Annotated in this window: 14 protein-coding genes, 1 tRNA gene and 1 rRNA gene; 8 read left to right on the forward strand and 8 right to left on the reverse strand. The window is 63.2% G+C overall.

All coding sequences use genetic code 11. The features are described from left to right. Positions 1-51: 51 nt before the first annotated feature. A 5S ribosomal RNA gene (gene rrf, locus M3I54_RS42130) occupies positions 52-165 on the forward strand. A 189-nt stretch (positions 166-354) separates the two neighbouring features. Here rrf and M3I54_RS42135 read toward each other — a convergent pair. Beyond that, a complete protein-coding gene (locus M3I54_RS42135; RefSeq protein ID WP_165822956.1) occupies positions 355-528 on the reverse strand; it encodes a hypothetical protein in 174 nt (57 codons plus the stop codon). A gap of 132 nt (positions 529-660) precedes the next feature. Here M3I54_RS42135 and M3I54_RS42140 point away from each other — a divergent pair, with 132 nt between their 5' ends. Further along, entirely contained in the window at positions 661-831 is a 171-nt protein-coding gene (locus M3I54_RS42140; RefSeq protein WP_254346162.1) for a hypothetical protein, read from the forward strand. 25 nt (positions 832-856) lie between these two features. On the opposite strand, the gene M3I54_RS42145 is transcribed toward M3I54_RS42140, so the two are convergent. The 4 genes from M3I54_RS42145 to M3I54_RS42160 all read right to left on the reverse strand — a co-directional run bounded on the left by M3I54_RS42145 (position 857) and on the right by M3I54_RS42160 (position 4,968). Further along, the gene (locus tag M3I54_RS42145; RefSeq protein WP_254346165.1) at positions 857-2,209 is read right to left on the reverse strand and encodes an MATE family efflux transporter; all 1,353 of its coding nucleotides are present in this window, start codon (positions 2,207-2,209) and stop codon (positions 857-859) included. Next, positions 2,206-2,514: a DUF2288 domain-containing protein gene (locus M3I54_RS42150; RefSeq protein ID WP_254346167.1), complete on the reverse strand. Its 309-nt coding sequence runs from the start codon at positions 2,512-2,514 to the stop codon at positions 2,206-2,208. The genes M3I54_RS42145 and M3I54_RS42150 overlap by 4 nt, the downstream gene beginning before the upstream one ends. Before the next feature lie 659 nt (positions 2,515-3,173). After that, the gene (locus M3I54_RS42155; protein ID WP_254346176.1) at positions 3,174-3,890 is read right to left on the reverse strand and encodes a peptidoglycan DD-metalloendopeptidase family protein; all 717 of its coding nucleotides are present in this window, start codon (positions 3,888-3,890) and stop codon (positions 3,174-3,176) included. A 163-nt stretch (positions 3,891-4,053) separates the two neighbouring features. Beyond that, entirely contained in the window at positions 4,054-4,968 is a 915-nt protein-coding gene (locus M3I54_RS42160; RefSeq protein WP_254346178.1) for an aldose epimerase, read from the reverse strand. Between the two features lie 496 nt (positions 4,969-5,464). On the opposite strand from M3I54_RS42160, the gene M3I54_RS42165 reads away from it, so the two are divergent. Then, the gene (locus M3I54_RS42165) at positions 5,465-6,295 is read left to right on the forward strand and encodes an undecaprenyl-diphosphate phosphatase (protein WP_254346180.1); all 831 of its coding nucleotides are present in this window, start codon (positions 5,465-5,467) and stop codon (positions 6,293-6,295) included. A gap of 116 nt (positions 6,296-6,411) precedes the next feature. After that, positions 6,412-6,488: transfer RNA gene (locus M3I54_RS42170), tRNA-Arg, on the forward strand. A gap of 84 nt (positions 6,489-6,572) precedes the next feature. On the opposite strand, the gene M3I54_RS42175 is transcribed toward M3I54_RS42170, so the two are convergent. Beyond that, complete coding sequence (locus M3I54_RS42175; RefSeq protein ID WP_254346182.1) at positions 6,573-7,244, reverse strand: PH domain-containing protein; 672 nt, start codon at positions 7,242-7,244, stop codon at positions 6,573-6,575. 32 nt (positions 7,245-7,276) lie between these two features. After that, positions 7,277-8,860, reverse strand: coding sequence for an acid phosphatase (locus M3I54_RS42180; RefSeq protein ID WP_254346184.1), 1,584 nt, complete (start codon positions 8,858-8,860; stop codon positions 7,277-7,279). Between the two features lie 286 nt (positions 8,861-9,146). On the opposite strand from M3I54_RS42180, the gene M3I54_RS42185 reads away from it, so the two are divergent. After that, positions 9,147-10,565 carry a cytochrome-c peroxidase gene (locus M3I54_RS42185; protein ID WP_375542315.1) on the forward strand — a complete coding sequence of 473 codons (1,419 nt, stop codon included), beginning with the start codon at positions 9,147-9,149 and terminating at the stop codon, positions 10,563-10,565. A gap of 21 nt (positions 10,566-10,586) precedes the next feature. On the opposite strand, the gene M3I54_RS42190 is transcribed toward M3I54_RS42185, so the two are convergent. After that, positions 10,587-10,829, reverse strand: a complete 243-nt coding sequence (locus tag M3I54_RS42190; protein ID WP_254346186.1) for a hypothetical protein — start codon at positions 10,827-10,829, stop codon at positions 10,587-10,589. Between the two features lie 189 nt (positions 10,830-11,018). Between M3I54_RS42190 and M3I54_RS42195 the strand changes: the two genes are divergently transcribed. From M3I54_RS42195 to M3I54_RS42205, 3 genes are all read left to right on the forward strand, one after another. After that, positions 11,019-11,417: a hypothetical protein gene (locus M3I54_RS42195; RefSeq protein ID WP_254346188.1), complete on the forward strand. Its 399-nt coding sequence runs from the start codon at positions 11,019-11,021 to the stop codon at positions 11,415-11,417. Between the two features lie 7 nt (positions 11,418-11,424). Beyond that, on the forward strand, positions 11,425-11,874 hold the full coding sequence (locus M3I54_RS42200) for an NUDIX hydrolase (protein ID WP_254346190.1): 450 nt from the start codon (positions 11,425-11,427) through the stop codon (positions 11,872-11,874). A 105-nt stretch (positions 11,875-11,979) separates the two neighbouring features. Further along, positions 11,980-12,175: transposase (locus M3I54_RS42205; protein ID WP_254336678.1), on the forward strand; the 196-nt coding region annotated here is incomplete at its 3' end.

Genomic DNA, 12,175 nt, shown 5'->3' on the forward strand with positions numbered 1-12,175 from the left:
CTTCCCGATTGGCTGTGGCGCGATAACACCGCGACGCAGCAACCCGTCATGCCTGATGACCATAGCGAGCTGGTCCCACCCCTTCCCATCCCGAACAGGACCGTGAAACAGCTCCACGCCGATGATAGTGCGGATTGCCCGTGTGAAAGTAGGTAATCGTCAGGCTCCTTATGCTGTAACGTCCAGAACCCCGGTGTCTCCGAAAGAGAGCCGGGGTTCTGGCGTTTGGGCGCGTGGGAAATAAAAGGCTAGCTGGTCGTTCACTGAACGACGCAGCAAAACCACCTCATGGCCAGCTCAACTGGCCGCGGCGAGAGTCAGGCGGGGCGCGCCGGCGCGGTGCCGGCGGTGGGTTCAGTGCCTGCGGCGAACCCGGTCGAGCACGTGATGCTCGGCCAGCCAGTGATGCATCATGCCTTCGCCGTCGTGCTCTTTCCGGTAGGCGCGCGATTCGAAAATCGATAGCCCAAGCAGAACCAGCAGACCCACAGCAAGACCGATCAGACCCGCAATAGTTTCGGCATCCATGGCAGCCTCCTGTCAATTGCAGCCATGTCCGTATCTTAGAACAGTGTCGCCGCGGAAAAAATAGCGAGTTCTGCCGCTTCGCTACCTGGCTGGAGCGCCGATTGGATCACCATTCAGAAAGGATTTGAGGCGATGTACCGTGTTTATCTGGCCCTTGCAATGGCCGCTTTGCTTACGGCGTGCGCCGACAACGCAACGACCCACCCCCACGGCACTCCGCCGCAGGATCCGCCTGACTACCACGGTGTGCCGACCGACGATCGGCCGCCGATGATGATCGACAATCCGCCGCCTGCTCAGTAAGCGCAGACGCTTGGCGCGAGCGCCGTCAGCGCAACTGCGCAGACATAGGGCCGATTGCGCCGCTGATGCGCGGCAGCAAAGGCGAGAGCGTCAGACCGCGTGCGGCCATGAAGACGAGCAGGGCGATCCACAACCCATGATTGCCGAGCGGCCCGACCAGCGCCCATGACGCGCATAGGAACACAGCCAGCGACACCGCCATGGCTTGCATGAGTTCGCGTGTGCGCGTCGCGCCGATGAATACGCCGTCCAGCAAAAAGCCCCAAACGGAAATGAGCGGTGAAAGTGCGGCCCATGGGAGGAATGCCTGAGCGGCGGCACGCACTGCTGGCTGGTCGGTTAGCTGCTCGATGATCCATGGGCCGCAGGCCCAATAAACCAAAGAAAAACCGAAGGCCCCCAACGCTGCCCAGAACAGGTTGATCTTGACGGCCTGGCGGAACGCATTGCGATTACCCGCGCCGATCGCCGCGCCTACCAGCGCCTCGGCTGCATGGGCGAACCCGTCGAGACCGTAGGCCATGAAGGTCTGGAAGTTGAGGAGCAGGGCGTTCGCGGCAAGGATCGCGTCGCCTTGCTTCGCGCCCAGATGCGCGAACCACCCAAACGAACCCAACAGACAAAGCGTACGAAGGAAGATATCGCGATTGAGCGCGACGAGGCGTTTGAGCGCTGCCGGCTCGAGCACAGTTTGCAACGCGAGCGGCGCGAGCCCGCGGGGACGAAGCCTCCACAGTACGCAGGTGCCGAAAACGAAACCGAGCGTATCGGCCGTAGCAGTCGCCGCGCCAATCCCGGCAATGCCCCACCGCAGCCCATACACATAGGCGAGCACCGCAACGACGTTCGCCAGATTGATAAAGATCTGCGAAAGCAGCGCAATGCGCACGCGTTGAGTGCCGAGCAGATAGCCGAGCACGACGTAGTTCGCCAAAGCGAAAGGGGCAGAGCCGATACGCGCAAGGCAGTAGACCTCGGCGTTGCGTTGTACGTCTGCGCTGCCGCCAATAGCCGCGAGCGTGTACCGGATCAAGGGCGATTGAATCAGCAGGATCGCGGCGCCGATCGCGAATGCCAGCAGGAGGGCGCGCACGACATTCGCGCGCAATGCGGGAAGGTCGCGCGCGCCGTAGGCCTGTGCGACGAGTCCCGTCGTCCCCATGCGCAGGAAGCCGAAACCCCAAAACACGAAGTTGAAGAACAGGCCGCCTAGTGCGACGCCGCCAAGATCGGCCGCGCTGCCGAGGTGGCCGGCCACAGCCGTGTCGACAGCGCCGAGTATGGGCTGCGTGAGATTGGCGAGGACGATGGGAAACGCGAGCGTCAGCACGCGTCGGTGCCAGCCTCGCTGGTCGGGCAGGGCCTCGGCGCCGCTCAAGCGCGTTCCTGCACGCACACCCACGGCGAGACGACGACCGCCCACAATTCCGGCTTGCGCGCCGTGTAATCGGCGGCGGTTTCAGCCGGCATACGTTCGACGAGGCCCGAAGACAGCCATTGCATGACGACCGCACTGTCGTCGTTGGCGATGGCCTCCGCCACGCTGACGAGGTCGAGGTCGCGCGCCACGCTCAGCAACTTGCCTTGCGCGAAGAAACGTTCGAGATCCTGCCAGTCGATCTTGGCGGTTTCGCCGAGCAGCTTGGCGTACGTCGAACTGGGGTTGGGGTCTTCGATAGTCATGATGATTGGGAATTCGTTGCGGCCGATACTATAAACGATAGTTTGCCTGCCGACCGGCGGCCGGTTGGCGAACGCCGGGTCCGCGGGATTAATCACATTAATAGCCGATTTCCAGGCTTGCGGCGCCAAAATCCAGACAATAAGCTACATTAAAGCAATCAAACATCTGATCTAAGTGCGCTGCGAATTGGTGTTTCAAATTTGTACACCGAGCCGAATAAATGCACTGTTGCGTGCGCTCGCCCACTAAAGCCGGTGGCCCCCGAAAATGTGAAAAGTGCCGTGCTTTAAACCGACGATCGAGGCCCGCAAAAAACCCTCGATAAAGCAATCTGCTTCAGGCTGAATGGACCGTCCAGCAAGCTTTTGCGCCGTGCGGCGACTTGTCGCCGTGTGTCATTGAAGCGTGCGATCTTATGCGCAGCAGCAGTTGATTCGGCGTCCTCATTCGTTGCTGAAAAGTGATGCGACACATAATCCGTGCGCCGTAGCACATTTTCGCGCTAATTAAGTGATTGCGCCGCAGGAAGCCCGTTGATAGATTGCGACTCGGCGCATGGTAAACCGGTCCTTTGCCGATATGCGCCAAACCCCCGTTAGCCCGGCACCATGCCGGGCTTTTTTTCGTCCATTGATTTGGCTGGCCGTAGCGGCCTGTCTCAACGTGCGGGAAGTTCTCGAGTCGGATCGATCGAGCGCCCCTGGTATCGCAGTTCGAAATGCAGCATCACGCGATCGTTGTCGCTGCTGCCCATTTCCGCGATCTTCTGCCCTTGCGCGACGCTCTGACCTTCCTTCACGAACAATGCCTGATTGTGCGCATAGGCCGTCAGGTAATCGCCGCTGTGCTTGATGATCAGCAAGTTACCGTAGCCGCGCAGACCATTACCGGCGTAGACCACGGTGCCGGGCGCCGCGGCGACGATGGGCGTGCCGGCCGCATTGGCGATGTCGATGCCCTTCGAGTTGCGGCCATCAAAGTTGCGGATGACCTGGCCGCTGGTCGGCCAGACGAGTGAAATCGACGGCGCGGCCGCCGCCGGCGCGGATGAAGGAGCGGATGAAGTATCGGTTGCGTCGGCGCTCTCGCGCGGGGCAGTCGTTGCGCCACGCGGCGCGCCACCGGTGCGGGCGCTCGCTGTGCCCGCGGGCGGCTCCACGCGCAGGACCTGGCCGACTTCGATGGCGTCGGGGTTCGACAGATTGTTCCAGCGCACAATGTTCTGCACGGACTGGCGATTGCTGCGCGCGATCTTGTACACGGTGTCGCCGCGTTCCACGCGATAAAAGCCGGGGCCGACTGGAGCCGATCCGCACGCCGCGAGCAGCGCAACGAGCGCCGCACATGCAATCCGTCTGATTCCTGGTGCCAACATTGAACCTCGCATGACCTTGCCTCGACGGACCACGGTCCGCCGCGCTGGCAAAACGCCTGATTTTAGCGGGTTTGCCAACGCAACTGGGTTTTTGCCTGACGAATGACTGACGAAGGCGGCAGCACCCATACCGGCGCCGGCCTGGTACGGCGCCGGCGCGCGATTAGCCGCCGAGCGTCTCGACGCCGATGCGCAGCGTCGCCGTTTCCGTTTGACCCGGTGCGAGCCAGCGCAGGCCGAGCCCGTTATGGATCGCGTCGGGCAGACCAAGCCAGGGTTCGACGCAGTAAAAGTCGGAGTCCGCGGCTTCCGTCCACGTCGTGACGGCGTACCAGGGAAGCGAACCGGGCCGGTTCAGGTCGATCGTCACCGCGCGGCCGAGTCCCGGCGCTACGAGGCGAACAGGCGTGGCGGGCGGCGTCGGCTCGAGCACATGGAAGCGGTCGATGATGCTTGCGTCGTCGAGCCTGTATTGCGCTTTTCCGGGTTCGGGCGCACTGATCGAACCGTCCGCGAGTTGATGACGGCGCTGGGCGGCTGGCAGATCGAGCGTCGTCTGCGCGCGCTGGGCATGGGGCAACGCGAAATAGAAGTGATGGCCCGCGTACCAGGGAAGCGGATCCGGGCCGGTATTGCGCGCGGCGAGCGTCACATCGAGCGTATGCGCGTCGGCCAGCCGGTAGACCGCTTCGAAGCGAAAGGAGAACGGGTAGCCGGCGCGTGTGGCCTCGGAGTCGAGGAGTGCCATCTGAAGGCCGTGCCCGTCGTCGTCGACTTGCGCCGCGAACGGCAGGTCGCGTGCGAAGCCGTGCATCGGCAGGTCGCGAACTACGCCTTGGGCGTCGCGCCAGCGCCCGATCTGGCCGTCCACACGATGGCGTCCAAGGAAGGGGAAGAGTAGCGGATTGCCGCCGCGCACGCGTGCCGGCTCGGCCCAGTTCGGATTTTCCGGCCACACGATGACTGGCTGGCCGCTGACGTGCCACGAAAGCAAGCGGCCGCCGGCCCACGGCGCGAAGCGCAGCGTCGAGGCACCGCGGGTGAGGGTGAGGATGTCCTGTTCTGGATGAGCGTTCATGGGCGGGCCTGGAGTGGGTGGAAGGAGGGCGGCGCTTATGCGCCGGGCAGGCGGATTTTGCGCCGCTTTCTCATGCGTGAAAACCCTCGTCGGGAAAGCGTGGGTGTCGTTGCAGGACTTGAGTCAGCATAATCCGCATGACCGTGCGGTGGCGCACAGAGCATTTTCGCAGGAGACCCCCCCATGGACCTGGCAATGGCAATGAGCATGGCTCTGTTCAGTCTCTTTGTCGGTAGCAGCGCGTATTTCTTCTACAAAATGGCGCGCTGAACGCGCCGCGTTCCGTCCCCCTTCATTGGATTCCCGCGAGCGCGACACGCGCGTTCGCGCCAGGATCCCTGCATTCGCAGCCAATTTTGTTGCGACGCAGTAACTTTTCTGACAAATCCATCTCCAGGCTTGGCGCTGCAATTCGGCCCAGGCATAATCGGTGCGCTTTGCCGCACCGGCTCCGCAACGGTCCGGCCCCTTACACCACCATTACGAGGATCCGCGCGTGAGTCTCTGGTTTCTATTCTTCCTGAGCGTGTTGCAAGGCGTCACCGAACTGTTTCCCGTCAGCAGTCTCGGCCATACACTGCTCGTGCCGGCGCTGTTCGGCATGCACATCGACAAGCACGCGCCGCAACTGCTGCCGTTCCTCGTCGCATTGCATCTGGGAACCGCCGTCGCTCTGCTCTGGTATTTCCGTGAGCGCTGGGTCGCGTTGATCAGCGGCTTCTTTGCCTCGCTGGGCGGCCGCAAGAACGACGACGGGCACATGATGTGGGCGCTCATCATCGGTACGATACCGACGGGTATCGTTGGCCTCGTGCTCGAAAAGCGCATCGAAGCCCTCTTTCACGATCTGCGTATCGTCGCGGCTGCATTGATGGTCAATGGCGTGCTGCTCTGGTTCGGCGATCGCCTCCAGCGTGCGCGCGCGCATCGTCCGCCCGAGAAACTCTCGTTCCGCCAGGCATTTCTCGTCGGCCTCGCGCAGATCGGCGCGCTCATTCCCGGCTTTTCGCGCAGCGGCCTCACGATGATCGCCGGCAATGCAGCGGGCCTCACGGCAGAAAAGGCTGCGGAGTTTTCGTTCCTGCTCGGCACGCCGATCATCTTCGCGGCTGGCGTGCTGGAACTGCCCAAGCTCTTCCACGCGCGAGACCAGCTGATGACTGCGGTCGTTGGCGGCGTGCTCACGGGTATTGCGGCCTGGCTGAGCGTGAAGTTCCTCATGAAATATTTCGAGGGACGCGGGCGCCTTGCTTCGTTCGGTGCGTATTGCCTGATTGCGGGCGCGATTTTCCTTGGCTGGTTCGCGTTGCATCAGCAGCCGGTTTGATTCTGGCGCGAAGGCCCTTGGCAAGCGTGACGAGCGAGGCGCGACCGCGTGAGACGATCGCGGTATAATCCAGCCCCGTCTTCGCGAGGCCCGCTTGCGGCCTCGCGCACGTTCACGCGACAGTAGCTCAGCTGGATAGAGCATCGGCCTTCTAAGCCGAGGGTCGGGGGTTCGAGCCCCTCCTGTCGCGCCAGATCAATTAAACAAAAAGCCCAGCCTTCACTGCCGGGCTTTTTTGCTTTTTCACACACCACGAATGCAGGCCGATTCAGAACCCTCACGCCACCAGCCGCAACGGCACCGGCTCCTCGGCCGCGTGCGCGAGAAAAACCATGCGGCGAAACTCGTGCGGGTTCGAAATGCCGGGAATCGGCGTAGCGATCAGGCCCCCGCCGCCCACGACGAGCGAACCATAGTCGAATATCCGGCCGATCAGGCTTTGCTCGACCCGCACGCTCTCGATCTTCGCGAGCGTCAATTCCACCGTATGACGTCGCACCGCGCCGAACTTGGCCACCACGCGCTTGTTGGTTACCGCAAATTCCGTCGTCCACCAGGCGAGTAGCGAAGCGCCGAACAGTCCCAGCCCCGCGGCAAAAAAGCCCACCGCTGCGAGCGGCGACGTCCCTATGGTGCCGATGAGCACGCCCCAAACCATGAGCAAAAGGCTAAGTGTGATACGCGGACCCATCGCCCAGAAGCAGGGGTGTCCCTCGCAGACGATCCTTTCGCCTGGTAGGAGAGTCGATTCGACGTATTTCACAATGACCTCCGTCAAGATTTGTGCAGTAATTAATATGTAAGGTAGTGCATCCTGCGGCGTGGGATCCGTGGTCAAACGTCGCGGGTCGAAGCCCGGCCGGCACATGAAGCGTGCAGGGGGCGATGAATCCGCGGCGTAATAAAAAGGGCAGCCCGAGGGCTGCCCTTCAAACCGGATGAGCGACATCCGGCGATCGATGGTCCGATGGCTTGTCGCGCTTAGAGCTTCACGTCGAGCGCGTTGGTCAGGTCGCCCATCGCCTGGGCCCCGTTACTCTTGAGCGCGGTGTCGCGGTTGGCAAGTCCCGGCAGCGTGGGCAGCGAGAAGCGGCGCGTGATGAGGCGCAGGATCGAGGTCGTGTCGTACTGCGTGTGGTCGACGTATCCCTTCTTCGCGTACGGCGAGATGATGAGCGCCGGAATGCGCGAGCCCGGACCCCAGCGATCGCCCTTGGGCGGCGCAACGTGATCCCAGAAGCCACCGTTCTCGTCGTAGGTCACCACCACGACCATGTTGTTCCACTGCGGGCTCTTCTGCAGATGCGCGATGACGTCCGCGATGTGCTGGTCGCCGCTCGTCACGTCCGTGTAGCCCGCGTGCTCGTTCAGGTTGCCCTGCGGCTTGTAGAACGCCACGGCAGGCAGCGCCCCTGCGTCGATCGCCTTGATGAACGCCGTGCCGTCCATGCCGCCGTCGAGCAGGTGCTTTGCGCGCGCGTCGGTGCCCGGCGCGTAGTTCGCGAAGTAGTTGAACGGCTGGTGGTGCGGCTGGAAGTTCGGCGCCGTCATGTTCGCGCCGTAGATCACGCCCGAGGTGCTGTTCTGCGCCGCGCTCACCGCCGCGCCCCAGGCGCCGCCGTACCACGCCCACGTCACGCCCGCGTTCGAAAGCAGATCGCCGATGTTCTGGACCGTTTGCGCGGGCATCGTGGAGGCGTTCGACGGGTCCGCCAGGTTCGCGTCGCCGCCCGAAGCCGCTGCGTTGCCGCTCGGCTGATACGGCGGCTGCATCGTATTGACCGCGTAGAAGTCCGGCGTCAGATTGCCCGACTTCACGAACTTCGGAATGCCATCGAGCGCCGACTTCGGCGAGTTCGATGCGAGCGTGAGCGAGACGCCATCGGCGTCCACGGTCGCGATCGTCGGCTTGGCCGGGTCTGTGTCCGCGTTCGCGTAATACGGCGTGCACGCGCAGATCAGCCACTGGTGATTCAGGAACGAGCCACCGAACGCGCCCATGAAGAAGTTGTCGGCGAGCGTGTATTGCTGGGCGATCTTCCAGAGCGGCAGCTTTTCGGCACTCGTCGTGTAGTGCCCCATCACGAGACCGCCGGAGTCGCCGTAGGCAGCGAACATGTCGTTCTTGCCGCCGTGGATCTGCATCTGATTCTCGTAGAAGCGGTGATACAGGTCGCGCGTCGTGATCGAGAGGGACACGTTGTAGCCCTTCGCGTCGTCGATGGCGAACGGCGCATTTGGCATGTTCTCGGTCATCGCCGCGGTCACGACGGGTGTGACGCCCGTTTGCGTGAGACCGTTCCAGACGGTCGGCAGCGTGGCCAGCACGGTGCCGTCGCGATCGAGCTGCTGCGTGCTTTGCGCGCTCACGTTCTGCAGGCCGTTGGCGCCCGGGAAGCTGCCGTACAGATTGTCGAAGCTGCGGTTTTCCGCGTAGATCACAACGATGTTCTTCACCGACGAAAGGCCTGGCTTGCTGCTGTCGTTGCCGCCGCAAGCCGCGACGGCCAGTGCCGACGCCGCTACCGCGATCGGCGTGGCATAGAACCATTTTCTGTTGATCATTTTTCTCTCTCTCGCGTTGGGGGCCCGCATGGAGGCCGGCGCGAATGACACCGGCCTTCGGACGAGGCGCAGTGTCGCAACGGAATTTGACAGCGATATGTAAAAAATTACATTTAGCTTTTTCGTAGCCTTTGATTGCATGACATCTGTCTTACTGCATGTCATTGGAGCGTCATATCCCTGACATACGCTTTCGCGACTTCGATGCGCGGGTGAGCGCATCGGCATTCGCACTGCAGCGGCGCGCCGCCACGCGCGGGCCGCGCTCAAGCTTCGGGGACCAGGCATGTTGCGTAGATTGGCGCGTCGTTCGGCGCGAACGGAAGGTGAGACGCGGGTTCGATCGCACGGCGGCGCGCGCCGCCACGCGGGGCGCTTCGTGATGGCGGCGGGGCTGTCATTGCTGCTGACGGCATGCGACGGCAGCACGTCCGCCTCCGCCGACGCCGGTGCGACGGCAGGTGCATCCGGCAGCGCCTCGCGCGCGCACGATGCCAATGCGAACGCACGCGCCGTACAGGGCGTGAAGTTGATGAAGATTGCCGCGCCCGCGCAAGGTGGGCAGACGCGTGCCGAGGTCTATGCGCAGGTGCGACGCATGACGGCGCTTGGCAAGCAGATGTTCTTCGACCCGTCGCTCTCGGGCTCGGGCAAGATGGCGTGCGCGTCATGCCACAGCCCGGACCACGCGTTCACGCCGACGAACTCGCTCGACGTGCAGATCGGCGGCACGGACATGCGACGCCAGGGCATGCGCGCCGTGCCGACGCTCAAGTATCTGCAGGCGGTGCCGGCGTTCGCCGAGCACTATCACGACTCCGACGACGAAGGCGATGAAAGCGTCGATGCCGGTCCGACCGGCGGACTCACGTGGGATGGCCGCGTCGATCGCGGCTCGGACCAGGCGCGCATTCCGTTGCTCTCGACGTTCGAGATGGCGAGTTCGGCGAGCAAGGTCGCCGAAGCCGTGCGCGTGGCGCCCTACGCAGGGGCGTTTCGCGAGGCTTTCGGCGCGCGCGTCCTCGCTGACGACGACGCGACTTTCAGGGCCGTACTGAAGTCACTGGAGACATTCGAGCAGTCGCCCGAGGTGTTTTATCCGTACACGAGCAAGTACGACGCGTACCTGGCCGGCAAGGCCACGCTCAGCGCCGCCGAACTGCGCGGGCTACAGCTCTTCAACGACGAGAAGAAGGGCAATTGCGCGAGCTGCCATATCAGCCAGCGCGCAAAGGACGGCTCGCCTCCGCAGTTCAGCGACTTCGGTCTGATCGCCGTGGGCGTGCCGCGCAATCGTGCGCTTGCCGTGAATCGCGACCGGCGGTTTTTCGATCTCGGCGCTTGCGGCCCGGAGCGCACGGACCTCGATCACCGCGCGCAATTTTGCGGGCTCTTCCGCACGCCGACGCTGCGTAACGTCGCGCTCAAGAAGTCGTTCTTCCACAACGGCATCTATCATTCGCTGGAAGACGTGCTGCGTTTCTACGCGCGGCGCGATACGAATCCGGAAGAGTTCTATCCGGTGGTGAAGGGCAGGGTGCAGAAGTTCGACGACCTGCCGCGGCGCTACTGGGTGAATCTCAACACGGATCCGCCGTTCGATCGCAAGCCGGGCGACGAGCCGGTGTTTAGCAATACCGAAATCAAGGACGTGATTGCGTTTCTCGATACGCTCACCGATGGCTGGCCGCCGGGCGCGCACTAAGCGTGGACTGAGCGCGCAGCGTCAGACGCCCGCGATCAGCAGGCAGGCGCCGGTGAGCACGAGGAAGGACGCGAGCAAGGCGACCGTGCCGATGCGCACCGTGGCGTCCGGCCAGCGCGGCGCGCGCTCGGGACGGACTGCGAAGTTCGGGCCGGGCGCCTGCGGTCGTGGCGCGTGCGTGTAGTGTGCGACGAAGGACATCAAGCCGATGCAGATGAGGGCCAGCAGGACCGCAAGGCCCCTCAATGCGATGGCGTAGGTCATGGCCTATATTCCCGATGGGCTGTAAGTGGGCGACGGAGCCATCCTAGTGATCGGCTATCTCCCCCACCATCGGATCAGTCCGAAAAGGAACCGGCCGCCGGCGCGTGCCCGGCCTTGCTGGGCGAGCCGAAAAAAGGGCGCGTGTTATGCTTTTCGTCGATTCGTTCAGTCCGCCGAGGAGAACACATAATGTCCAGAATGCCCCGAACCCTTCACACGCTGAGCGCCCTGGGCGCGGCGCTCTTTGTCTGCGTTGGCATGGGCAGCGCGCATGCCGCCAACCTGGGCTTTCTGAACAACACGCCCATGTCGTTTATGAACCAGGCAGACTACAACTCGCTTCAGAACGCCGTGCGCGATGCCGTCGAGCACAAGGCCGATGGCGAGAGCACGACGTGGTCGAACGAAGGCTCGCGCAATGGCACGCGCATCAACTCGACCATCACGCCGTCGAATACGCAAAAGGAAGGCGACAAGACGTGCCGCGATACGGAGGTCGTCATCACCGCGAAGGGTCAGGCGATGACGCTGCATCCGCACTTCTGCCGCACGGGCGCAGGCGCCTGGGTTTTCCAGAAGCAGCACTGAGCGCGCGGTGAACGGCAAGATCGTTTCGTGCGGCATTGTGCTGCTCGATCCTGAAGGCCGCGTGCTGCTCGCACACGCAACCGGCACGAATCACTGGGATATTCCGAAGGGGCAGGGCGAGCCCGGCGAGACCGAATCGCAGAGCGCGCGCCGCGAGATGGTCGAGGAGACCGGCATCGAAGTCGCGGCGCCGCGACTCGTCGATCTCGGGCGCTACATGTACCGGCGCGACAAGGATCTGCATCTCTTTGCCGCGCGCGCGAGCGCCGATGAGCTCGACCTCTCGCGTTGCGTTTGCGTGTCGCTGTTTCCGCGACGCGAGGACGGCGTGATGATTCCGGAGATGGACGCCTGGCGCTGGACCGTACCCGGCGAAGTGGATCGCTACGCGAGCCGCAGTCTCGCGCGGCTCTTTAACACGTCGCTCTCGCTCGCGGAACTGCACCGCAGCCTTTGAGGCGACGTCTCGATTCAGGCGCGCCAGGCGCCGAATGAAAAAAGCCCGCACAAATGAACTGCACCCCAAAAGTTGGACACCGATCCAACCTTTGGGGTGTTTTTCATGGCGAAGTACACGGAGCAGTTCAAGCGGTCTGTTGTCAAAGACTTGCTGTCAGGCAAAGGCTGCAGCAGTAGGGAAGTGGCACGCCGGCATGGTGTGGACCACGGCACGGTGCGCAAATGGGTAGCCGCCTGGCAGGCGCATGGCAAAGCGGCGTTCAGCAAGAAGTACAGTCATTACGACGCCCGGTTCAAGC

This window comes from Paraburkholderia sp. CNPSo 3274, from assembly GCF_024206475.1.
Lineage (GTDB): Bacteria > Pseudomonadota > Gammaproteobacteria > Burkholderiales > Burkholderiaceae > Paraburkholderia.

What these genes read in the sequence shown, in the direction of transcription:
- M3I54_RS42135 (WP_165822956.1), bottom strand. Translation starts at nt 528, where the DNA reads ATGGATGCCGAAACTATTGCGGGTCTGATCGGTCTTGCTGTGGGTCTG.
- M3I54_RS42140 (WP_254346162.1), top strand. Translation starts at nt 661, where the DNA reads ATGTACCGTGTTTATCTGGCCCTTGCAATGGCCGCTTTGCTTACGGCG.
- M3I54_RS42150 (WP_254346167.1), bottom strand. Translation starts at nt 2,514, where the DNA reads ATGACTATCGAAGACCCCAACCCCAGTTCGACGTACGCCAAGCTGCTC.
- M3I54_RS42155 (WP_254346176.1), bottom strand. Translation starts at nt 3,890, where the DNA reads ATGTTGGCACCAGGAATCAGACGGATTGCATGTGCGGCGCTCGTTGCG.
- M3I54_RS42160 (WP_254346178.1), bottom strand. Translation starts at nt 4,968, where the DNA reads ATGAACGCTCATCCAGAACAGGACATCCTCACCCTCACCCGCGGTGCC.
- M3I54_RS42175 (WP_254346182.1), bottom strand. Translation starts at nt 7,244, where the DNA reads ATGTCGCTCATCCGGTTTGAAGGGCAGCCCTCGGGCTGCCCTTTTTAT.
- M3I54_RS42180 (WP_254346184.1), bottom strand. Translation starts at nt 8,860, where the DNA reads ATGATCAACAGAAAATGGTTCTATGCCACGCCGATCGCGGTAGCGGCG.
- M3I54_RS42185 (WP_375542315.1), top strand. Translation starts at nt 9,147, where the DNA reads ATGTTGCGTAGATTGGCGCGTCGTTCGGCGCGAACGGAAGGTGAGACG.
- M3I54_RS42190 (WP_254346186.1), bottom strand. Translation starts at nt 10,829, where the DNA reads ATGACCTACGCCATCGCATTGAGGGGCCTTGCGGTCCTGCTGGCCCTC.
- M3I54_RS42195 (WP_254346188.1), top strand. Translation starts at nt 11,019, where the DNA reads ATGTCCAGAATGCCCCGAACCCTTCACACGCTGAGCGCCCTGGGCGCG.